The organism is Cereibacter sp. Soil_C_27 (assembly GCF_057657095.1).
Genome location: NZ_JBDGJD010000002.1, coordinates 43,420 through 63,715, shown reverse-complemented (window position 1 = coordinate 63,715; position 20,296 = coordinate 43,420). Strand labels below are relative to the sequence as shown.

19 protein-coding genes are annotated in these 20,296 nt (G+C 69.1%); 13 read left to right on the top strand and 6 right to left on the bottom strand.

Features of this window, described 5'->3' with window-relative positions:
• Positions 1 to 14: 14 nt before the first annotated feature.
• Entirely contained in the window at positions 15 to 836 is an 822-nt protein-coding gene (locus AC3A5Z_RS07230; protein WP_487518709.1) for a PIG-L deacetylase family protein, read from the bottom strand.
• Positions 837 to 969: 133 nt separating this feature from the next.
• Between AC3A5Z_RS07230 and AC3A5Z_RS07225 the strand changes: the two genes are divergently transcribed.
• Positions 970 to 3,033, top strand: coding sequence for a hypothetical protein (locus AC3A5Z_RS07225; protein ID WP_487518708.1), 2,064 nt, complete (start codon positions 970 to 972; stop codon positions 3,031 to 3,033).
• A gap of 114 nt (positions 3,034 to 3,147) precedes the next feature.
• Positions 3,148 to 5,226 carry a lectin-like protein gene (locus AC3A5Z_RS07220; RefSeq protein WP_487518707.1) on the top strand — a complete coding sequence of 693 codons (2,079 nt, stop codon included), beginning with the start codon at positions 3,148 to 3,150 and terminating at the stop codon, positions 5,224 to 5,226.
• Positions 5,227 to 5,261: 35 nt separating this feature from the next.
• Here AC3A5Z_RS07220 and AC3A5Z_RS07215 read toward each other — a convergent pair whose 3' ends face one another.
• Complete coding sequence (locus tag AC3A5Z_RS07215) at positions 5,262 to 6,554, bottom strand: glycosyltransferase family 4 protein (protein ID WP_487518706.1); 1,293 nt, start codon at positions 6,552 to 6,554, stop codon at positions 5,262 to 5,264.
• A gap of 193 nt (positions 6,555 to 6,747) precedes the next feature.
• On the opposite strand from AC3A5Z_RS07215, the gene AC3A5Z_RS07210 reads away from it, so the two are divergent.
• On the top strand, positions 6,748 to 7,626 hold the full coding sequence (locus AC3A5Z_RS07210) for a glycoside hydrolase family 16 protein (RefSeq protein WP_487518705.1): 879 nt from the start codon (positions 6,748 to 6,750) through the stop codon (positions 7,624 to 7,626).
• Positions 7,623 to 8,720 carry a glycosyltransferase family 4 protein gene (locus AC3A5Z_RS07205; protein WP_487518704.1) on the top strand — a complete coding sequence of 366 codons (1,098 nt, stop codon included), beginning with the start codon at positions 7,623 to 7,625 and terminating at the stop codon, positions 8,718 to 8,720. Before AC3A5Z_RS07210 ends, AC3A5Z_RS07205 begins: the two co-directional genes overlap by 4 nt.
• A 12-nt stretch (positions 8,721 to 8,732) precedes the next feature.
• Here AC3A5Z_RS07205 and AC3A5Z_RS07200 read toward each other — a convergent pair whose 3' ends face one another.
• Positions 8,733 to 10,196 (bottom strand): hypothetical protein, encoded by a 1,464-nt coding sequence (locus tag AC3A5Z_RS07200; protein ID WP_487518703.1) that lies wholly within the window; start codon positions 10,194 to 10,196, stop codon positions 8,733 to 8,735.
• A 191-nt stretch (positions 10,197 to 10,387) separates the two neighbouring features.
• On the opposite strand from AC3A5Z_RS07200, the gene AC3A5Z_RS07195 reads away from it, so the two are divergent.
• Genes AC3A5Z_RS07195 through AC3A5Z_RS07185 form a run of 3 tightly spaced genes read left to right on the top strand, consistent with a single transcriptional unit; the run spans position 10,388 to position 13,952 of the window.
• On the top strand, positions 10,388 to 11,266 hold the full coding sequence (locus tag AC3A5Z_RS07195; protein ID WP_487518702.1) for a glycosyltransferase family 2 protein: 879 nt from the start codon (positions 10,388 to 10,390) through the stop codon (positions 11,264 to 11,266).
• A 23-nt stretch (positions 11,267 to 11,289) separates the two neighbouring features.
• Positions 11,290 to 12,501, top strand: coding sequence for an acyltransferase family protein (locus AC3A5Z_RS07190; RefSeq protein ID WP_487518701.1), 1,212 nt, complete (start codon positions 11,290 to 11,292; stop codon positions 12,499 to 12,501).
• A complete protein-coding gene (locus tag AC3A5Z_RS07185; RefSeq protein ID WP_487518700.1) occupies positions 12,498 to 13,952 on the top strand; it encodes a mannose-1-phosphate guanylyltransferase/mannose-6-phosphate isomerase in 1,455 nt (484 codons plus the stop codon). The genes AC3A5Z_RS07190 and AC3A5Z_RS07185 overlap by 4 nt, the downstream gene beginning before the upstream one ends.
• 273 nt (positions 13,953 to 14,225) lie before the next feature.
• Here AC3A5Z_RS07185 and AC3A5Z_RS07180 read toward each other — a convergent pair whose 3' ends face one another.
• Positions 14,226 to 15,149, bottom strand: coding sequence for a helix-turn-helix transcriptional regulator (locus AC3A5Z_RS07180; protein ID WP_487518699.1), 924 nt, complete (start codon positions 15,147 to 15,149; stop codon positions 14,226 to 14,228).
• Positions 15,150 to 15,292: 143 nt separating this feature from the next.
• Between AC3A5Z_RS07180 and AC3A5Z_RS07175 the strand changes: the two genes are divergently transcribed.
• From AC3A5Z_RS07175 to AC3A5Z_RS07160, 4 genes are read left to right on the top strand one after another with little or no spacing between them, the layout of a single operon-like run.
• Positions 15,293 to 15,697 carry a DNA breaking-rejoining protein gene (locus AC3A5Z_RS07175; protein WP_487518698.1) on the top strand — a complete coding sequence of 135 codons (405 nt, stop codon included), beginning with the start codon at positions 15,293 to 15,295 and terminating at the stop codon, positions 15,695 to 15,697.
• Between the two features lie 20 nt (positions 15,698 to 15,717).
• Complete coding sequence (locus AC3A5Z_RS07170) at positions 15,718 to 16,011, top strand: hypothetical protein (protein WP_487518697.1); 294 nt, start codon at positions 15,718 to 15,720, stop codon at positions 16,009 to 16,011.
• Between the two features lie 57 nt (positions 16,012 to 16,068).
• Complete coding sequence (locus AC3A5Z_RS07165; RefSeq protein WP_487518696.1) at positions 16,069 to 16,803, top strand: CPBP family intramembrane glutamic endopeptidase; 735 nt, start codon at positions 16,069 to 16,071, stop codon at positions 16,801 to 16,803.
• Positions 16,804 to 16,818: 15 nt separating this feature from the next.
• Positions 16,819 to 17,895 carry a hypothetical protein gene (locus AC3A5Z_RS07160; protein WP_487518695.1) on the top strand — a complete coding sequence of 359 codons (1,077 nt, stop codon included), beginning with the start codon at positions 16,819 to 16,821 and terminating at the stop codon, positions 17,893 to 17,895.
• A 6-nt stretch (positions 17,896 to 17,901) separates the two neighbouring features.
• Here the strand turns inward: AC3A5Z_RS07160 and AC3A5Z_RS07155 are convergent, their stop codons facing one another.
• Positions 17,902 to 18,567, bottom strand: coding sequence for an MFS transporter permease (locus AC3A5Z_RS07155; protein WP_487518694.1), 666 nt, complete (start codon positions 18,565 to 18,567; stop codon positions 17,902 to 17,904).
• 167 nt (positions 18,568 to 18,734) lie between these two features.
• Here AC3A5Z_RS07155 and AC3A5Z_RS07150 point away from each other — a divergent pair, with 167 nt between their 5' ends.
• Positions 18,735 to 19,178, top strand: coding sequence for a MarR family winged helix-turn-helix transcriptional regulator (locus AC3A5Z_RS07150; RefSeq protein ID WP_487518693.1), 444 nt, complete (start codon positions 18,735 to 18,737; stop codon positions 19,176 to 19,178).
• 40 nt (positions 19,179 to 19,218) lie between these two features.
• The gene (locus AC3A5Z_RS07145; RefSeq protein WP_487518692.1) at positions 19,219 to 19,620 is read left to right on the top strand and encodes a DUF1398 domain-containing protein; all 402 of its coding nucleotides are present in this window, start codon (positions 19,219 to 19,221) and stop codon (positions 19,618 to 19,620) included.
• A 94-nt stretch (positions 19,621 to 19,714) separates the two neighbouring features.
• On the opposite strand, the gene AC3A5Z_RS07140 is transcribed toward AC3A5Z_RS07145, so the two are convergent.
• Positions 19,715 to 20,215, bottom strand: coding sequence for a hypothetical protein (locus AC3A5Z_RS07140; protein ID WP_487518691.1), 501 nt, complete (start codon positions 20,213 to 20,215; stop codon positions 19,715 to 19,717).
• Between the last annotated feature and the right edge of the window lie 81 nt (positions 20,216 to 20,296).

Here is a 20,296-nt window from a genome sequence, read left to right as displayed (position 1 = left end):
AGGGGGATCGCCGCTCAGACATTGGCCCTGGAGCGGCGGAAGGTCTCGTGATCGCCGGTGAGACGGGCGAGGAAGGCACCGCGGCCGAGATCGGCCAGCACCGGCCAGTCGGGCCGACCCTCCGGTCGCTCGGTCTGCGAGCGATGCGCGCAAAGCGCCCGGCGCTTCACCTCGGCCACGTCCGAGACATCGGCCATCACGTTGAGCTGCGAGAAGGCGCGCAGCCCGGCCCATGTGCGCAGCGTCTGGCGGAGGTTCCGCCGCCACATCCCGGGGCTGTCGCCGCCCAGCGCGATCCACGGCCAGTGATACCAATACCAGACCGGATATTCGAAGACGGTCACCGGCTGCCCGTAGCTCCGGATCGCCTCGGTCACGGCGGCAAAGACGGCGCGGTGGTCGGCGGGCGGGTCGCCGCCATGCACCACGAAGACCGCCTCCGGCGCCCAGAGCCGCAGCAGCGCAGCGAGCCTAACGGCGATTTCCGCTTCGTGCTCCCCCGCCCGGCCATCCGGCATGTCAAGAAACGTCACCCGCTCCGCCGCCACACCGAGGCAGCGCGCCGCCTGCAGCGCTTCCGCCGCGCGCTGGCGGCCCAGAGCCTCGGGGCCTGCCGCGAAGCGGTGCGAGGCCGCGCCATTGGTCACGAAGACGAAGCGGACCTCGGCGCCCGCCGCGATCTTCTTGCAGATCACCCCACCGCAGCCGAGTGTCTCGTCATCGGGATGCGGGGCCACGACCACCGCCGAGGCGGCCCAGTCCTCGCGGGCGAACCCCGCGAGCCGCCGTCGCAGCGCCCGGTCGAGCCCCCTGCACATCGCCTGCCTGAGCGTCATTCCCGACCCCGCTTGCCCCTCGGCTGCCAGCTTAGCCGTGGTCGCAGGCCCGCTTCATCTCATCCTCTTGATCCGCCCGGCTACCCCCTATTGCCGATGGGCCACGCCCCGGACACGCGCCTAGAAGGGCCGCATGCGTGATCTTCCGTATCAGCCCAGCCTCCATGCCACCCGGCCCGCGCCGCTGGTGGACGATACCTTTGCCGACGACCGCCCCGCCGGGACGGTGATCGGCTCGCAGGCGCCGGGCGGTCCTCGGCGCCTCGGCATTGACCGCGAGCGGCAGATCGCCATCGATCACGGCGCGCTGCGCTTCCAGCCGCTGCTGACCCCGGGCTGGGGGCGGCAGGGCATCGCCTACGGCCCCTTCCGGCGCCAGCCGGGACTCGCGCTCGCGGTTTCGATCACCAACGGCCACAACACCTCGCAGGGCTCCGCCCTGCCCGATGGGCTGGCGCGCAGGCTCTGGCGCTGGCTGCGCGGCCCCGGCGCCGACCCGGTGCCGCAGCGGCTGCGCGCCCTCGCCCTCGGCCCCCGCAGGCACGGTCTGATCCGCCGCCTCAGGGGCTGGCTGATGGCATCGCCCCCTTTCTACCGGGGCCCCGACATCGATGAAAACCTGGCCCTCGGCTGGTTCGCGAGCCCCGCGCCAGCCGATCCGACAGCCGAGGGCTCGGGCTTCGTCGTCCACGCGGCGTTGGGGGACAATGGCGAGGTCTGGGTGCGCAGCGGCGACCGCTGCCTCCCGGCCTTCCGCGGGCTGAAGAACGTCCGCGTCTGCTACATCGTGGTGCTGCGCAAGACGGGCGCCGTCTACTACGCCGCGAGCGGGCCGGATGGAGCCACCCTGCCCGCCACCCCGATGATGCGCCCCATCGCCGTCGATCCCTTCGACCGCCAGCCACAGCTCTTCGCCGGGGTGCATCAGGCGGCGCTGGGGCAGATCGGCTTCCGCGTCGACACCCGGCTGCACGGCCTGCGGGTCGCGCTTGTCCCCGAGCTTGCAGAGGCCGGCGAGGCCAGCGACAGGCTGACCGGGCAAGGCCCGCTGCAGGACGATCCACGCTGGCGGGTGCTGCAGGGGCGCATCCGGCGGACGGAACACGGGGCGGTCAGCGAGGGCGAGGCGCTGGCGCTTTTCGGCACGCCCGCGTCCATAGGGCTCATTCACCTCCTGCTGGAGGTCACCGGGCCGGAGGGTGCGGCAGGTATCGTCTGGCGCCACCGTGACGAAAGCGACTTCTGGGCGCTGGAACTCGATCGCCGCGAAGCACGTCTGATTCAAGTTGCGGGCGACCGCCGTGTAATGGCGACGGCGCCCCTGCGCCTAACGGCGCAACACTCGCTGCAACTGCTCGACACCTCGGGCCGGATCGCCTGCTACCTCGACGGCGCGCAGCTCTTTGGCGGCTGGATCGAGGCAGGGGCGCCGCCGCACCCCACCCGCGCCGGTCTCTGGTTCGGTTCTGGCGGCATCGTGCTGCGCGACTTCGAGTGCCACGCGCCCGAAGTCCCGATCCCGCCCGAGCTGCGCTTCGAGACACCGTGGCGCCGCTCCAACACCCGGACTCTTCTGGAGGACCGTTTCGCCGGCGCCCCCGCCCCTCTCGACGGCCGCCTGCCTGAGACCGGTCTCGACCCTTGGACGCGCCTTGTCGGCCATGGCTCGGTCGAGACCACCGGCGGGGGCGCGCGGGTCGTGGCGAGCGTCGCCGCCCCGAACCCCGGCCGCACCTTTCACGCCCTCCCCTGGCCGCAGCCCGATTTCGCCGATGTCACGGTAGTGATCGAGCCGCCCGGTCAGGGCCGCGGCGAAAGGGAGCATTGCCGCTCCGGCCTGCTCTTCTGGCAGGACGAGGACAACTACCTCAGCTTTTCGGTCTATCTCGCCGACGAATACCAAGGCGCCTCCATCGCGCTCTTCACCAAGCGGCACGGTTTCGAGGAGCTCTACGACGCGATCTGGACCATGGTCGGCGACGCGATCACCTGGGGCCAGCCCTTCGAGCTCCGCGTCACTTTCGACGGCAACCGCTTCGTGGTCTTCATCGGCGCCGAGGCGGTGATGGAACGGGCGCTCACCGACCTCTACCCCGACGACCCGCCGCTGCGCATCGCCGCCGTCGGCCTCGCGACCAACTGGGAATGGGGCGACGATACCGGCTCCACCTTCCGCCGCTTCTCCGCCCGCGCCTGAGGTGGTAGGCGCTGCCTACGCCGCAAGATCCGCTTCCCTGCCCGAATAACCTGGCGGGCCGCGCGCGCCTTCGGGCTCTGCTGGGCCAGATCTTGACGCAGAAAGGGTGACGCGATGGCGGACACGGACAGCCAGCCCGGCGGAGCGCCGCCCGCGGGCTTTGTGGAGTTCAATGGCAACTATTACCGCTATGTGAAGGGCCTTTTCACCTTCTACGAGGCACAGGCCGCTGCCGAGGCCGCGGGCGGGCATCTCGCCACCATCGGCTCCGCCGCCGAGAACGCCTTCCTCGCCAGCCTGATCGCCGGGCAGGATCTCGGCGCCTGGCTCGGCGGCAGCGATGCCGGCAGCGAGGGCGTCTGGCAATGGACCGAAGGCCCCGAGGACGGCGAGGTGTTCTGGACCGGTCTCAGTGACGGCAGCGCCACGCCCGGGACCTACACCAACTGGAGCATCGGTGAGCCGAACGGAGTGTGGAACGGGATCGAGGAAGACCACTTCCACATGATGGCCAACAGCGACAAGTGGAACGACGCCTCGGGCCAATGGGTGACCATGGGCTATTTCATCGAGATCGAAGGCACCGGCAACCCGCCACCGCCTCCGATGAACGGACCGCCGGTCATCAGCTCGAACGGTGGCGGCGCTACGGCATCGCTCCTTCTTGCGGAAAACGGTTTCACTGTGACGACCATGACCGCCACCGACCCGGAAGGCGACACCCCGAGCTTCGCCATCGCGGGCGGCGCCGACGCCTTCCTCTTCACCATCGACGCCACCACCGGCACGCTCTCGTTCAAGGCGGCGCCGGATTTCGAGGCGCCCGGCGACGCGGGGGGCAACAATGTCTACGACGTCACCGTCCGCGCCAGCGCCAACGGTGGCGAGGACACCCAGGCCCTTGCCATCACCGTGACAGATCTGAGCGAACCCCCTGCCGTCAGTGGCCCGCCCACGGGCTTCGTCGAACTCAACGGCCATTACTACCGCTATGTGAAGGGCCTTTTCACCTTCTACGAGGCACAGGCCGCAGCCGAGGCCGCGGGCGGGCATCTCGCCACCATCGGCTCCGCCGCCGAGAACGCCTTCCTCGCCAACCTGATTGCCGGGCAGGATCTCGGCGCCTGGCTGGGCGGCAGCGATGCGGCCAGCGAGGGCGTCTGGAAATGGACCGAAGGCCCGGAAGACGGGCAGGTGTTCTGGACCGGGCTCAGCGGCGGCAGCGCAACGCCGGGTGCCTATACCAACTGGAGCATCGGTGAGCCAAACGGCATCTGGAACGGGATCGAGGAAGACCACTTCCACATGATGGCCAACAGCGACAAGTGGAACGACACTTCCGGCCAATGGGTGACCATGGGCTACTTCATCGAAATCGAAGGCACCGGCAACCCGCCACCGCCTCCGGTGAACGGGCCGCCGGTCATCACCTCGAACGGCGGCGGCGCTACGGCATCGATCCTGGCTGCGGAAAACGGTTTCACTGTCACCACAGTCACCGCTGCCGACCCGGAAGGCGACACCCCGAGCTTCGCCATCGCGGGCGGCGCGGATGCCTTCCTCTTCTCAATCGACAGCGCGACCGGCGCACTGGCGTTCAAGGCAGCGCCGGATTTCGAGGCGCCGGGCGACGCGGGCGGCAACAATGTGTATGACGTCATCGTCCGGGCCAGCGCCAATGGCGGCGAGGATACCCAAGCCCTTGCCATCGCCGTGACCGACGTGAACGAGACGCCCGGCGGCCAGCCGCCTGCAGGCTTCACCGCCTTCAACGGCCATTTCTACCGCTATGTGAAAGGCGATTTCACCCATAGCCAGGCCTCCGCTCTCGCGCAGGCCGAGGGCGGGCATCTGGCGACGATCACCTCCGCCGCCGAGAACGCTTTCCTTGCCGATCTGATGGCGCAGGCGAACCCTTGGGGCTATGGCGGCTGGCTCGGCGGCAGCGATGCGGCGAGCGAGGGCGTCTGGCGCTGGACCGAAGGCCCGGAGAGTGGAGAGGTGTTCTGGAACGGCCTCAGCGGCGGCAGCGCCCCGGCCGGCCAGTTCACCCGCTGGCTCCCGGGCGAGCCAAGCCAATATCAGGGGACGGAGGAAGATCATCTGCACATGCTGACCGGCACTGACCAGTGGAACGACATCCCGAACCAGTTCTGGTTCACCATGGGTTATTTCGTCGAGATCAGCGCCTGAGGCGCGGCCAGCCCCGGGCGACCCCGGGGCTGGGTTCACAGCCGCTCGGGCATCGGGTTTCCCGGAAGCGTCGGCCCGAAGGGCTGCGCCGCGCCACGCGGGGCTTTGGCCTGCGAACGGTCGAGGATGTCGTCGTAGATCTCCACCAGCTGCGCCCCCCACTCGCGTTCCGAGAGCGCCATTCCCGATGCCGCCGCGAAGCCGTGCCGGCTCATCGTCTCGACGGCGCCGTCATCCTGCAGAAGCCGCGCCAGCTGCGCCGCCAGCAGCTCCGGCGCATCCGGCGGGCAGGCCACGCCGGCCCCGGTGGCCACCAGCTGATCGGCGATCAGGGCCGAGCGCGAGCAGACGACCGGAAGGCCCGACATCGCCGCCTCCAGCGCCACGAGGCCGAAGGTCTCGCGCACCCGGGTCGGCACCACGGCGATCCGCGCCCCCCGCGCCACCGCCCCGATCGCCTCGGGCGGCAGACGGCCCAAGAGTTTTGCTGTCGGGCAGAGCCGCTGCAGCCTGTCGCGCAACGGCCCGTCGCCCACCACCACCAGCCGTGCCCCGATGCGCTCCGCTGCGACGGCCAGCGTATCGACACCCTTGTCGAGCTCGAGCCGCCCGACGTAGAGCAGCGTCCGGTTCCGCTCCGCCTCCACCCGCTCCCTCAGCCAGGGCGTCACCGGGTTGCGCAGCACCCGGATCGCGCGCCCGGGGATGCCACCGCGTTCCAGCAGCGGCACCATGCCTTCATGCACCGCCAGCACCGTCGCAGCACCAAGATCGAACAGCCATTCGCGCGTCAGATGGCGGGCGACGCGCCACACCTTGTGGCCGAAGTGGCGCTTGTCGCATTGCGCAACGAGGCAGCCGGGCGACAGCGGCATCCGCTCGCAGACCGTGCGCTGGCGGAAGTCGAAATAGCCGCCGCTCGGGCAGACTAGGAAGAAATCATGCGCCGTCAGAACCAGCCGCTCCGCCACGGGCCGCAGCGCGGCAAGGCAGGCGGGAGAGAGGGCCTTGTGCCAGTTGTGCAGGTGATAGATCGTGCCGGGCGTGTCGTGCTCTCTAATCCAGGCCGCCAGCGCGGCCCGCACCCGTGCATCGTAAAGCCCGCGCAGCGCCGCCTTGGCGCGCGGCCCGTCGAGCAGGTTGCTCCCTCCGAGCATCACCGGAGCGTCCCCCGCCAGCACCGGCGACACCTCGCCGCCGAGCAGCACGGTGACGGGGATGCCCTGCGCCCGCATCTGCCGGATCGAAGCCAGCGCGATGGCCGCGGCACCGCCTCCGGGCGCGAGGTCGTCGCTGATCACCACAACCCGATCAATCCCTGCAGCCATCGGTGCCTCCCGGCGTGAAACGTCGCGCGATGATAGCCGTGGCGGGGGCGACAACCACCGGCACCCTTGCGCCAGGGCCTCCTCCGATAGCGTCGCCCTGCCCCAAGGTGGTAGGCCCGTCCCCCTTCCGAGAGAGCCGCCGCGTGAAAACCCTGCCTATCCTGCCCGAGGCATTTGCACTCGGATGAGGCCCATGCAGCGACCGACACCCCGCGTTGAAAATCCGCTGTTCCGGGCAACCCGGCCCTTCTCGGCCCGGCTGATTGCCGGGGCATTGCTGCTCGTCGCCGCGGGCGGGGCGGGGCTGGCCTATGTCGCCGGCATCGACGAGAGCGCCGCCAGCGAGACGGCGCTCGATCTGGGCCGATACGAGCTGGTCTTCGATGAGCCCTTCGACACGCTCGACGTCTCGGCCTATGGCCCCGGCACGCGCTGGATCGCCCATACCCCGTGGGGCGGCGATTTCGGCGATGCGCTCTTCGTCGATCCCGAGCCCGGTTTCCCCTTCACCGTCGATTACGGCATCCTGCGGATCGAGGCACGCAAGGGCGAGGACGGGCTCTGGCGCTCGGGCATCCTCGCCTCAAGCGATACCAAGGGCGAAGGCTTCCATCTGCAATACGGCTATTTCGAGATGCGCGCCAAGCTGCCGCCGGGGCCGGGCGTCTGGCCCGCCTTCTGGCTGATCTACAACGCCGGACCCGAGACCTCGCTGGAGATCGACGCGCTGGAATATTACGGCCACGCGCCCGACATCTACCACTCCGCCGTCGCTGTCTGGCCCAAGAAGGAGGGCATCGAGCGGCAGGTGAACGGCATCCAGTATGAGGTGCCCTACGGCCATCTGACCGATGCCTTCCGCGACTACGGTGTGCTGGTCGGCGAGGAGGAGATCGTCTTCTATCTCGACCGTGAGGAGATGGGGCGCCTCCCGACGCCGAAGGATCACATCGGCCCGCTGTTCATCCTTCTGAACCTCGCCCTCGGCTCAGGCTGGCCCATCGTCGATACGCCGAACCCGTCCTTCATGTATGTCGATCACGTCCGCGCCTATCGCCCGGTCGCAGAATGAGCCTGTCGGTCCTGCATCTGGCCAATCACTGCGACCGGGGCGGCAATGTGCATCTTGCGGTGGATCTCGCCTGCGCGCAGGCGGCGGCGGGGGATGCGGTGATCTTCGCCAGCGCGGGCGGGCGCCTCGCGGCGTTGCTGGAACGTAATGGGGTGCGGCACCTAGCCATCCGGCAGTCGCTGCGCGCGCCCCTGCCGGCGGCGCGCGATGCGCTGAGGCTCCTGTCGCAGTGCCGCGCCCTGCGTCCCGACGTGATCCACGCGCATATGATGTCGGGCGCCGTGCTCGGCAAAGCCCTGTCGCGGCTGATCGGCACGCCGCTGGTCACCACCGTCCACAATTCCTTCGACCGTCACTCAGGGCTCATGAAGCTCGGCGACATGGTGATCGCCATCAGCCAGACCGAGCGCGCCCTGCTCTTGAGCCGGGGCTTTGCCGAAGCCCGGCTCCGCGTCATCCTCAACGGCACCCTTGGCTCGCCGCGCAGCACCGAGCGCACCGACCCGGTGCCCCTGCCCCGGCCCTGCGTGACGACGCTCTGCGGGCTGGAGCGGCGCAAGGGCGTGCATGATGTGATCGAGGCCTTCGCCCGCGTTGCGGATCGGGTGCCGGATTGGCGGCTGGTCATAGCCGGTGACGGGCCCGAGCGGCAGGCGCTGGAGCGGCAGGCCACCGCCACGGGCTGCGCGACGCGGATCGCCTTCATCGGCCATGTCGAGACGCCGATGGGCCTGCTGCGGCAGAGCGAGATCTTCGTGCAGGCCTCCTATGCCGAGCCCTTCTGCCTCAGCATCCTCGAGGCGCGGGCGGCGGGCTGCGCTGTCATCGGCACCCGCGTCGGCGGCATCGCCGAGCAGCTGGGCCCCGACCGCTACGGCAAGACCGTGCCCCCCGGCTGCCCCGACCTGCTCGCCGAGGCGCTTGCCGGTCTGATGACCGACCCTGCCGCCCTGGCGGAGGCCCGGCACCGCGCGCGCGAAGACCTCGACCTCTACCGTGTCGAGCGCATGGCGCGCGACCATGCCGAAGCCTATCACGCCCTTCTGCAGCAACGGCAGGCAGCGGCGCGCAACAGTCTCGGCAACCCCACCTGAAGGCCCGCCACCTCAGGGAAAACTCGCACCCGGCGGCACGGCCCGCCCGCGCAGTCCGCCGATCGCGAGCTCGGGCGTCAGGACCAGCCGGGCCGGAAGCGCCCGCATCTGCCGGAGCCGGCTCCGCCCGACCAGCACCCCGGCCAAGGCGATGAAGAAGACGATGCCCGGGTCGGCCCCGCCCCCGGCAATGGCCGAGGGGATCATGCTGGCGAAGGCGGCGGTGCGCAGGCTGTTGCAGGTCGCCCAGATCTCCCGCGCGCGGGGATCGGCGGCGGGGCGCGGCAGGGGACGGGCGAGATCGGCCAGCAGCAGGATGATCAGCCCGCTGCCGATCACCCCGAGCTGCGACAGGATCGCGATGACCGAGCTCGAGGCGCGCGAACTCCCGAGGCCCACGCCAAGCCCGTAGGTCTCCAGAAAGGCAAGCCAGCTCTTTGCGTTCCAGTAGAACCGCTCGTCCGCCGAGGCCGAGGTGGATTTGCTGATCAGCGTCTCCTCGATCAGCCGCTGCACCGGCTGCATCGCGCTTTCGCTGAACACCAGCACCCCCAGCACCAGCACCGCGCCGATCCCTCCGGCAAGCACTGTCGTCAGGTCGCGCGTGCTGATCCTGTCGCGCAGCAGCCGCACGAACCACGACAGGCCCAGCAGCAGGATCAGCACCGCGAGCCCGGCATAGCCCGTGCTCGAGGTGCAGAGCCCGAGCAGGATCAGGATGACCACCGAGAGCCCCAGCGCCAGCCGGTCATCGGTGGCGCGCCAGTAGCTGAAGCAGAAGGCCAGAACGATGATGCTCGCTCCGCCGAAGGTCGAGGCCTCGGGATAGCCGCCGGTGATGCGCCAGAAGCCCTGCACCTGCACATTCGTCAGCATCGAATAGCTCGCGGTCCGCAGCGGGGCGAGGCTGTCACCGAGCCCCGCCGCCTTGCCCGCCAGATCGATGATCCCCAGCATCGCATGGGCCGTGGCGAAGGCGAAGAAGCCGAGCCGCAGCAGATGGAACCGCCCGTCGCGCGCCAGCTGGCTCGCAATCGCAAAATACGCCAGCACCCCCACGGTGAAATAGGCGCTCTGGTTGATGTTGCCCGAAACCGGCCGCAGCGCCGTCTCCGCGATCCGCCCGCCCATCGGCACGAAGACCGTGGTCGCCCCGGCAAAGAGCCGCGGCATCACGAAGGCGCTGGCGACGGCGTAGAGCATCAGCAGCAGCACGACCGTCGGCGTCCAGTGCAGCTGGAACACCCGTCCCAGATCCCGCCAGAAGGTCCGCCGGAAAACGGCAGCCGCGATCATCAGCCCGGCCAGCGGCACATAGAGCATGAGTGGCGCCCCCCCCAGCATCGTCAGCGAGACGATGGCGGTGGAGCCGAAGGCGAGCGAGGCGAAGAAGGCGACGGCAAGCGGCGCGCCGAAGACATGACCGAGCCCGAGCAGGACCGCCGCCACCAAGATCGCTATGGGCGCAACTTCCATCCGCAGCCGTCCTGTTTGCCGCCTCGAGCCTAGGCCGCGCCGGGTGGCAAAAGGCCTCCTCCTTTCGACAGCGACAGGCGGAAAAGGAGGAGCTGCCGCCTACGCCCCCGACGCCCCGGTGCCGAAGGGCGGTATGGCCGCGCCCCCGCCCCTGCCTAGGCTCGGTGCCACGGGATCGGAAGGAGAGAGACATGCGGCTCGTCGTCATCATCGTCACCGCCGGACGCGCCGGGATCGCGGGCCGGGCGCTGGCGCATCTGGAAGACCAGCGGCGCCGGCCCGATCTCGTGGTGGTCTCCGCCCCCGACGCGAGCCATGTCGAGCCCCCGACCCGGACCTCCTACCCGCTGGCCTTCGCCTTCGGCGCGCAGGGCTGCACCGCCCAGCGCAACAAGGCGCTCGACCACCCGGCGCTTGCGGGCGCCGAGGCCATCGTTTTCTTTGATGACGACTTCCTGCCCGCCGCCGACTACCTCGAACGGGTGGAGCGGGCTTTCGGGCTGCACCCCGACTGGCCTGTCCTGACCGGGCGCCTGATCGCGGACGGGATCAACGGCAAGGGCTTCAGCTTCGACGAGGCGCTGGCCCTGCTCGCGGCCGCAGATCCCGCCGCGCCGCAGGGGCATGAGCCGATCGCCGGGGCTGGTGCCTATGGCTGCAACATGGCCTACCGCGCCGCGGCCATCGGCGCCCAACGCTTCGACGAGCGGCTGCCACTTTACGGCTGGCAGGAGGATACCGATTTCTCGCGCCGCATCGCCCGCGGACGCCCCGTCATTCGCCTGCATGCACTGCGCGGCGTGCATCTGGGGGTGAAGGGCGGGCGGATCAGCGGTGTGCGCTTCGGCTATTCGCAGATCGCCAACCCGCTGTATCTGGTCCGAAAGGGCACCGCCTCAGCCCGCTGGGCAACGCGGTTGATCGCCGGCAACGTTCTGGCCAACGTCGCCCGCAGCCTGCGCCCCGAGGCGCATGTGGACCGTCCGGGCCGGCTGAAGGGCAATCTCATCGCCATCGGCCACGTCCTGCGGGGTCGGATCGAGCCGGAATTCGTCACCCGGCTTCCCTGAAAGCCCCCAACAAAGAGGCACAAATGCCCCCCTCGTCGCACAATGCCGCCCGTTCTACAGCTCTCGACCGCGGAACCATCGTCGGCCTCGATCTGGTCCGCTTCGCCGCCGCGCTCTTCGTGGTGGTCTTTCACTATGCCTTCTTCTCGTGGCACGAGCCTGCCAGCGACACCGGTGTGCGCGCCGCGATCGGCGTGCCGGTGTCCTACCCCCGTCTCGTCTTCGCAAGCTGGTGGGGCTGGGTCGGCGTGCAGATCTTCTTCGTGATCTCCGGGCTCGTCATCTGCCTGTCCGCCGAGCGCCAGTCTGCCATGGCCTTCCTGCGCAGCCGCTTCCTGCGGCTGGCACCGGCGCTCTGGGTCTTCGCCACGCTCAGCCTGATCGTGACGCTGCTCTATGCCTCGAGCCGGACAGAGGAGGTGCTGGCGATGTATGCCCGCTCGCTCGTCCTGATCCCGCGGGGGCCCTGGATCGATGGCGTCTATTGGACGCTGACCATCGAGGCTGTCTTCTACGCCGTCACGCTGCTGCTGATCGCCGCTGGCTGGTTCATCCATCTGCAGGGCATCGCCGCCACGGTCTCGCTCGCGATCTTCGGCTTCTATCTTCTCGTGCTCGTCGCCCGCGTCTGGCCCGAGACCCGCCTGGCCGAGCCGGTGCTCGCCATCCACGGCGCCTACATCTCGCGCGTGCTCCTGCTGACCACCGGCGCCTATTTCCTCGTCGGCGTAAGCCTCTACCTGCTCGACCGGGACGGCTGGAGCCTGACCGCCGCCACGGGGTTCTGCATGAGTCTCCTCTCCGGATCGGTCGGCATCTGGCTCTCTGCCGAGGCGCTGGAGGCCGCCACCCAGCACGGCCGCTCGCCTGCCATCCCCGTGGCTATCTGGCTGGCCGCCGTCGGCCTGCTGGCACTTTCGCTGCGCTGGCACCGTCGCTCGGGCGGTGCACCCCGGCTCCGCTCCTTCGCCCGCTCGCTCGGGCTTGCCACCTACCCGCTCTATCTCGTCCACAACATCGCGGGCGCCTTCGCCTTCGGCCTGCTGCTAAAGGGCGGCATGGGCGCCGGCGCCGCCCTCGTCACCGCCAGCGTGCTCTGCCTCCTCGTCAGCCTCGGTTTCGCCCGCTGGCTGGAGCCCGCCTGCCGCCGCGCCCTCGCGCGGCTCCTCCACCGCCTCGCCAATCTGCGGGGCGCAGTTTCTCTCTCGCACAGCAAAGGAAGGGACCGCACATGACAGCCACATTCCCGATCCATCAGGCAGGCGGCCCGCAGAAGGCGGGTCAGCCGCAGATCGTCCCCGCCATCCTCTGCGGCGGCTCCGGCTCCCGGCTCTGGCCGGTGTCGCGCCGCGACTTCGCCAAGCAGCATGTCCCGATCCTCGATGGCCCCTCGCCCTTCCAGCGCACCCTGTCGCGGCTCGACCCGCAGGTCTTCGCCACCCCGCTCGTGATCAGCGGGGCCGGAGCGCAGTTCATGGTGGCGGATCAGGCGAGCTCCCTCGGCATCGCGGTCGATATCGCGCTGGAACCGGAGGGGCGGGACACCCTCGCCGCCGTCACCCTCGCCGCCTGTCTCGTGGCCCGGCGCGATCCGGAGGCAATCCTCCTCGTGCTGCCCTCCGACCACCTGATCCCCGACGCCGACAGCTTCCACGCCACCGTCACCGAGGCGGCACGGCTTGCCGAAGACGGGCATATCGTGCTGATCGGCCTCGCCGCCACCGGCCCTGCCCCGGGCTTCGGCTATATTGCCCCGGGCGCGGCGCTGACGCCCGGCGCCCACACCGTCGCCCGCTTCATCGAGAAGCCCGAGGCCGACCACGCCGCCCGGCTCGTCGCCGACGGCTGGCTCTGGAACTCGGGCATCTTCTGCTTCCGCGCCAGCGCCGCCCTGGCCGAGATCGAGCGGCACGCGCCCGAGGCACTGATCGCGGTGCGCAAAGCGCTGGAGACGGCCTCGGTCGATCTCGGCGCGCTGCGGCTCGGCGCCGATTTCGCCGCCGCGCCGAAGACGAGCTTCGACCGCGCCGTGCTGGAGCAGACCGACCGCGCCGCCGTAGTGAGGGCGGATCTCGCATGGTCCGATCTGGGCGACTGGAAGGGCATCTGGGACCAGAGCCCGAAGGATGCGCATGGCGTGGCCCGCGAGGGCCGGGTCCATGCCCATGACGTGACCGACAGCTACCTGCGCTCCGATGGCCGTCTGGTCTGCGCGCTCGGCGTCTCGGGGCTCGCGGTGATCGACACGGTGGATGCCGTGCTTGTCGCCCCGCTCGACCGCGCGCAGGAGATCAAGGCGATGGTGCAGGATCTCGAGGCCGCGCGGATGTCCGAGGCGCGCAGCCCCGCGCGGGTGCATCGGCCTTGGGGCTGGTATCAGACGATGGACCTCGGCGAGCGGTTCCGCGTCAAGCGGATCATGGTGAAGCCCGGCAAGAAGCTGTCGCTGCAACGACATCACCACCGCGCGGAGCATTGGGTCGTGGTCCGCGGCACTGCCGAGGTCACCCGCGACCACGAGGTGCTGCTGCTGCGCGAGAACGAATCCGTCTACCTGTCGCTGGGCTGCGTCCACCGGCTTGCCAACCCCGGCAAGATTCCGGTGGAAATCGTCGAGGTCCAGACAGGCGCCTATCTGGAGGAGGACGACATCGTGCGGCTGGAGGATGATTTCGGCCGGGTCTGACACGCCCGGTTTCACGGCAGGGTGGAGGCCGCTGCCCGGCAGACGCAGGCAGCCTTTGCCCCCGCGAATCCTCCATGAGTGCCCCGGGGGAGCCCGGGCATGGCAGACGCTTCCGACCCAAGAGCCTGCGAAGCTTGATGAAACCGGAGGGCAACCGCGCGTCCGGCACAGCAATCTTCGCATTTCGGATAGCCGCATGTTAAATACAACTTAAAGTGTCATTTCGCGACTGCCGGAGCGAATATGCCTTGCCACCCCTCTGCCCCGCCTCTCTCATCCCCGCTCGGCCAAGGTCCTGCTTGGCCTTTCACCAAAGCGGCGGCAATAGGCGTGAGCGAAGCGGCCGAGGTGGCTGATCCCGCTGTCGAGCGCGCTTTCGGTCACGCTGCGCTCGCCCGACAGCAGCCGGACGCGGGCCGCGTCGAGGCGGATCCGCGCCAGAACCTCCTGCGGCGTATCCTTTCCGCACTCCCGGAACGCGACCTGCAGCGAGCGGGTGCTGCAGCCCAGATCGCGGGCAAGCGCGGCGATCGAGATCGGCTCGGCATGATGCGCCTGCATCAAGGCGATGGCCTGCATTACCCGCCGTGCACCGGCAGAGGGGGTGCGACGCTCGGTACCTGCCAGCGCCTGAACCAGATCGGCGGCGAGATCGGCGAAGGCCGCTTCATGCGCGGCCCCCGTCGGCGGCACGCCGTTTTCCGTCCGGGTCAGCAGTTGGCCGATGCCGCTGCGCAGGCGCGCCATGGCCTCGGTCGCTGGGTCCTGCCGTGCGCCGATCCGGCTGATGGCCAGATCCTCGGCCCGCATCATCTGCTGCAGCGCCGCCAGCGGCAGGGTCAGCACATCCGCCTGATAGAGCGGCGCGTGGCGTGGACGCTCCACCACCGTCCGGCGCTGGTTCGGCCCGAAGGCCAGCACGCCCCCCGCCTCGGAGGCGGTCGTCTCCTCGCCCACGCTGCAGCTGATGCGCCCTGCCCAAGGGAACAGCAGCGTCACCCGGTCGGGCTCTTCCAGCGTGATGTCATGCCCGGTGGAGCGCACCCGTGCCAGCACCAGCTCGGCCAGGCCCAGCCGGGTGATGCCGATCCGGCCCTCCGCTGCCAGAAAGCGGAAGCTGTCGGTGCGGTGGAACAGCTGCGGTGCATAGGCATCGGCGCCGCCGCTCCAGCTGATGTTGCGGGGGTGATCCTGCATGGTTCCTTGCCGCTCGCCGCTTTTCATCGCCCAGCCTACCCGCGCCGACGCCCACCGAAAACCGTTTCCTGCATCCGGGACCGCCATCGGCGGGCCACTGCCCGGACCCACCGCTGACTTTGCCCCAGAAAAGGATCAAACCCATGACATTCCGCAGTCTCACACGCATGGCCGCATTGCTTCTGACGATCGCCGGCACCCCCGCCGTCGCCGATGAGATCCGCCGCGAGACCGTGCACTTCGCCCCCGGCACCTCGGGCTCGACCATCAAGAGCCGGGTCAAGGGCTACGACTCGGTGCAATACAGCCTCGGGGTGAAGGCCGGGCAGAGGATGAGCGTGCAGCTCGATTCGAAGAACGCGAGCCTTTACTTCAACATCACCGCCCCGGGCGCCAGCGAGGCGCTCTACAACGGCTCGATCGACGGAAATGGCACCTCGGTTACCATCCCCTCCAGCGGCAAATACATCATCGACGTCTACCTGATGCGCAACGCGGCGCGGCGGGGCGAGACGGCGAATTACACTCTGACCCTTTATGTCGAATAACCCCCAAGACGGAGAAGACCATGAAACATGCAGTCCTGCTACTGTGCGCCCTGACCCTTGCTGCCTGCGACGACACCGGTGTCGGGGGTGTCATGGGGTCTGGCCGTGACGATTTCCCCGAGGATGTCGCAGCCTGTAAACAAGCCATGGCCTTCCGGGAACGGACCACGCCGACCTTCATCGAGGTCGTCAGCGCGGCACCTCTGCGCGACGGGTCGGGTATTCAGATGTTCGTGACGCACAATGGCCAGAACATGACAATCTGCCGCACGAACACCAGCCACCAGGTGAAGGAGCTGTTCCCCTACGGCTGACGCTCTGGCGGGGCATCACGCATGCCCCGCCCCAACCCGCACAAAGGCAGATTTCCCATGCCGGAGAGACCCGACTTCCCGTTCTACGATGGCCAGCCTGTCCGCCTGGGAGGATCGGATTGGCTGATGCTCATGGCCTCGCTGGTGCTGGCGCTCGCGCTGCTGACCCTGATCCCCCTGCGCGATTTCCCGCAGAACCTGATCCCTGCCCTGCTATTCCTGGCCATCCCGCTTCTGGCGCTCCGGCACGTCGCCGGACCGCACTGGACCGCGCTTTTCCGAAGTGTAGGCTTGTGGCAGTGCTGTCAGATGGTTCTCTTCGCGGTCCTGACCTTCGGCGGGTCCATTGCGGTGGGGTTGGTTCTATCACAGTTCCTCACCTTCAACGACAACCCGGTCTCCGACAGCTTCGGCGGCATGACGACCGCGGCGCTGGTGGCCCGGCTGATCCCCACCATCCCGCAGCTGATCGGCGAGGAGCTTTTCGGCATCCTGCCCTTCCTCGCCGTGCTCTGGCTTTGCGTCACCCGACTGCGCCTGTCGAGGCGGGTGGGGATCGTCGCGGGGCTCATCGTCTCGGCGCTTGTCTTCGGAGCGGCACACCTGCCGACCTATGACTGGAACTGGGGTCAGGCGTTGATCGGGATCGGCTCGGCCCGGGTGCTCCTGACACTGGCTTTCATCGCGACCCGCAATCTCTGGGTGTCGGCGGGCGCGCATATCCTGAACGACTGGACGAGTTTCCTCTTTGCCTTCTCCGCGGGCCACGCGCCCATCGGCACCGATCCCTGACCCGAGGACCCCTCCATGGCTCTGTCGCATGACGCCTCCGTTCGCCTGAAGACGCTCGGCTGGGCGCTGGTGCTGCTTCTGTTCGTCATCGGCGCGCCGCTCCTCTGGGCAGCCTCGCCGCTGATCCTCGCAGGCGCGGTCCTTGTCGGCGCCCTGATCGGCCTGATCGCCCACGCCGCCCGCCGCCTGATGCGGCACCCCGCCACGCAACCCGGTACCCGGCTGCGCGCCCTGCCGATCGGCGCAGGCCTCATGACCGGCCTCACTGCGGCGCCGGTCTGGTGGCTGGTGCTGCAGCCCGCGCTGCATCCTCTGGCCGTGCCGCGCGTCACGCTGAGCGACGGCAGGCGGCAGGTGGTGTTTCAGGGGATGGTCCATGTCGGATCCGATCAGTTCTATCGCTCGGTGGTCTACGATCTCATCCGGGCGAAGGACGCGGGCTATGTGCTGTTCTTCGAGGGCGTGAAGCCCGGCACGCCCGAGGCGGACGCCTGGCTCGATGCCGCGACCCAGTCGGGCGGTGACCTGAATGCGCAATATGCCCGGATCGGCGAGGTCTGCGGGCTGACCTTCCAGGGCGATTTCCTCGCCTTCGTGCAGCGCGACGAGGCGCTGGACCCCGAGCATCTGGTCTCCGCCGATGTCTCGGTGACCGAAATGTATGACGAATGGCAACGTCTCGTCGCCAGCGACCCGGGCCTCGCCGCGGCCCTGCCGCAGAACGGGGGCCAGTCGGGCGGGATGTTCGACGTCTCGTCGCTCCTGCAGATGGCGGCGGGGCTGAAGGACAGCCAGAAGGATCTGCTCGCCGCCGCCTGTCGGGGCGTTTTCTCCGTCATCCTCGGCCGGGCCGAAAGCCCCGACGTGTTGAACCGGGTGATCCTCGATTTCCGCAACCGCCGTCTGGCCGAGCGCATCGCCGCCCTTCCCGAGGCAGATATCTACATCACCTATGGCAGCGGCCATTTCCTCGGCCTGTTCCGCACGCTGCAGGCGCAGAGCCCCGACTGGCAGATCGTCGGCACCGCCTGGACGACCGCGATCCTGCCGCCCGACGACGCGGCGGGCCGCCTGCAACTGGACCCACCCTGAGCGTGCTCAGCCAATCGTCACCGGCCCGCTCAGCAGCGACAGCGCGAAGGTGGCGAAGAACGAGACACCGCCCAGCAGGATTGCGAGCACGGTCTGGCCGATCGCGGCAGCCAAGCTGGTGTTGCGGTGGATCATGAAGCCGCGCGTCAGCGCCAGCGCATACCAGCCGAGCCCCACCACCAGAACCGTCAGCGCCACCGGCCCGGCCCAGCCGGTCTCAAGGCTGCTCAGCATCATCGCCAGATCCAAGGCCAGCACGAAGGGCACGGTCACATAGCATTGCGCATAGAACATCGGCCGCAGCGTCTTGCGGCTGAGCACCTGCCCCGAAAGCCGCACATGCTGGATGCCCAGCAACAGCGGGAAGAGGCTGAAGGCGACCGCCCGCAGGATCAGCAGGTTGCGCTGGTCGGCCAACACTCCCTCGAACACCGCGTCATTGTGGAAGATGCCGCTCTGCACCATGTGGGCGATCATCAGCGTTAGGAACAGGAAGATCGGCGGGCTCAGCGCCTCGGCGAACTGGTCCTCGGGCGGGCGGGTCAACTCCTGCTCGGCATAGGCCATCATCGCCATCGGCCGTGTGATGCAGCTCCACAGCGTCAGCGGGAAGAACACCAGCCATGACACCACCTCGTAGAGCAGCAGTTCCGCCGAGCGGAGGAGGTTCATGAAATCCATGGCGGGCCTGTGATCCGGGACGGTCGATCCTAGCGCGGCTCGGCGGCGGAGACCATGCCGCACCCGCCTTCCGGCACCGCCCCGTGGCGCAGTCAGCATGTTGACTAGGAAACACAGCACGGCTAGTTTCCTAGTCAACAACTGGAGCCCGAGTCGCCATGCCCGTTTCCCGCCTCACCGACCACACCGGATACTGGCTGCGCATGGTTTCCAACGCCGTCTCGCAGGATTTCGCCCGCAGGGTCGCGGCAGAGGGCGTGACTGTGGCCGAATGGTCCTTCCTGCGGGCGCTGTTCGAGGCGGAAGCCACAGCTCCCACCGCGCTTGCCGACCAGATGGGCATGACCCGCGGCGCGATCAGCAAGCTGGCCGACCGGCTCGCCGCCAAGGGCCTCGTCGCCCGGACCGAGACCGGCGGGCGCGGCCAGACCCTGTCGCTGACGGAAGAAGGCCGCGCCCGGGTGCCGACCCTCGCGCGCATCGCCGATGAGAACGACGCCGCAGCCTTCGCGGCGCTGAGCGAAGAAGAGCACGACACGCTCCGCCGGATCCTGACAGCCCTGGCCGAGCGGCGCGGGCTGAAAGCCACGCCGGTGGACTGACGCCCCGGCCCCCTCCCCTCACACCTCGAAAGGACCCGCCATGGACGCGGAACGCATCGCCCTTGCCGAAACCTGCCTGACCGCCGCCCATGACGGCAGCCTCGGCTTTCCCGAAATCGTCGGTCGCCTCATGGGGGCAGGCTTCGACGGCTACACGGTCGACTATCGCCGCAACTGCCAGACCTTCTATCTGGCAGACGGCGACAGCGTGACGCTCGACATGCCCCAGGCCCGCACCCCCACGGACCTCGGCTTCGACACCGAAACGGTGGCAGCCCTCGTCCGCTGGGCGCAGGCGAGCCCTGCCGACTACAGCTACGCCGCCTTCTCGACCCGCGCGAAAGCCGCAGGCTGCGCCGGCTACCACGTCTCCTTCCCCGGCCGCCGCGTCCTCTACTTCGGCCGGACGGCTGAGACGCATGTCGAGCATTTTCCGGGGTGAGGACGGCGGTGCGAGCCTCCGACGAAGCGAGGGCCACAGGCGCTGTTCGTGACAGTCGGTCGGGGCATCCCCCGACCGGCCGCGACTGCAGGCGTCACAGCGAGCGTGCATGCTCCAGTGCCGTCATGCAGGCTTCCTCGTCGCCGGCGGCGAGGGCGGTGCGGGCTTTTTCGATCGCGCCTGCCCGGGTGCTGGGCATTTCCTCGGTGCCACCCTCGCCGTCGGCCTCGGCCTGCTCGGCCGCCGTGGGCTCTCCGGCCTGCTGGGCGGCGATGTCCTGGCCGGAGGTTGCGACGGGCGTGCCCTCTCCAGCGGCTTCCAGCGGTGCGGTCGAGCCATCCTTCGCGAGCTTGTTGGCCTCGGCAGCGGCCTGATCGCCCGCCGCATCACCTTCCGCCATTTCCGAGCCAGCCTCGGCGGATGCCGCCGGTGCCGCGCCTGACGCATTTCCGAGCGGCACATGCGTGCCGTCCTTGGCAAACTCGCCCTCCTCGGCTCCGGTCGACAAAGCAGCGAGATCCGAGGCGCAATCGGCTTGTGCGGCCGTGCCGGCAGCCAGCAGGGCGCACGCGATCAGCAGGGTATGGGTCTTCATGGGGTTCTCCTCCTCGACCGCCAGGTTCGTGAGCGGACCGGCCACCAACCGCGATTTCCGCGCGATGTTCCTGCCAAGCCT

Bases quoted from the DNA above. Each gene is read 5' to 3' on its own strand.
- AC3A5Z_RS07230 (WP_487518709.1), bottom strand. From the start codon at position 836: ATGACGCTCAGGCAGGCGATGTGCAGGGGGCTCGACCGGGCGCTGCGA.
- AC3A5Z_RS07225 (WP_487518708.1), top strand. From the start codon at position 970: ATGCGTGATCTTCCGTATCAGCCCAGCCTCCATGCCACCCGGCCCGCG.
- AC3A5Z_RS07220 (WP_487518707.1), top strand. From the start codon at position 3,148: ATGGCGGACACGGACAGCCAGCCCGGCGGAGCGCCGCCCGCGGGCTTT.
- AC3A5Z_RS07215 (WP_487518706.1), bottom strand. From the start codon at position 6,554: ATGGCTGCAGGGATTGATCGGGTTGTGGTGATCAGCGACGACCTCGCG.
- AC3A5Z_RS07210 (WP_487518705.1), top strand. From the start codon at position 6,748: ATGCAGCGACCGACACCCCGCGTTGAAAATCCGCTGTTCCGGGCAACC.
- AC3A5Z_RS07205 (WP_487518704.1), top strand. From the start codon at position 7,623: ATGAGCCTGTCGGTCCTGCATCTGGCCAATCACTGCGACCGGGGCGGC.
- AC3A5Z_RS07200 (WP_487518703.1), bottom strand. From the start codon at position 10,196: ATGGAAGTTGCGCCCATAGCGATCTTGGTGGCGGCGGTCCTGCTCGGG.
- AC3A5Z_RS07195 (WP_487518702.1), top strand. From the start codon at position 10,388: ATGCGGCTCGTCGTCATCATCGTCACCGCCGGACGCGCCGGGATCGCG.
- AC3A5Z_RS07190 (WP_487518701.1), top strand. From the start codon at position 11,290: ATGCCCCCCTCGTCGCACAATGCCGCCCGTTCTACAGCTCTCGACCGC.
- AC3A5Z_RS07185 (WP_487518700.1), top strand. From the start codon at position 12,498: ATGACAGCCACATTCCCGATCCATCAGGCAGGCGGCCCGCAGAAGGCG.
- AC3A5Z_RS07180 (WP_487518699.1), bottom strand. From the start codon at position 15,149: ATGCAGGATCACCCCCGCAACATCAGCTGGAGCGGCGGCGCCGATGCC.
- AC3A5Z_RS07175 (WP_487518698.1), top strand. From the start codon at position 15,293: ATGACATTCCGCAGTCTCACACGCATGGCCGCATTGCTTCTGACGATC.
- AC3A5Z_RS07170 (WP_487518697.1), top strand. From the start codon at position 15,718: ATGAAACATGCAGTCCTGCTACTGTGCGCCCTGACCCTTGCTGCCTGC.
- AC3A5Z_RS07165 (WP_487518696.1), top strand. From the start codon at position 16,069: ATGCCGGAGAGACCCGACTTCCCGTTCTACGATGGCCAGCCTGTCCGC.
- AC3A5Z_RS07160 (WP_487518695.1), top strand. From the start codon at position 16,819: ATGGCTCTGTCGCATGACGCCTCCGTTCGCCTGAAGACGCTCGGCTGG.
- AC3A5Z_RS07155 (WP_487518694.1), bottom strand. From the start codon at position 18,567: ATGAACCTCCTCCGCTCGGCGGAACTGCTGCTCTACGAGGTGGTGTCA.
- AC3A5Z_RS07150 (WP_487518693.1), top strand. From the start codon at position 18,735: ATGCCCGTTTCCCGCCTCACCGACCACACCGGATACTGGCTGCGCATG.
- AC3A5Z_RS07145 (WP_487518692.1), top strand. From the start codon at position 19,219: ATGGACGCGGAACGCATCGCCCTTGCCGAAACCTGCCTGACCGCCGCC.
- AC3A5Z_RS07140 (WP_487518691.1), bottom strand. From the start codon at position 20,215: ATGAAGACCCATACCCTGCTGATCGCGTGCGCCCTGCTGGCTGCCGGC.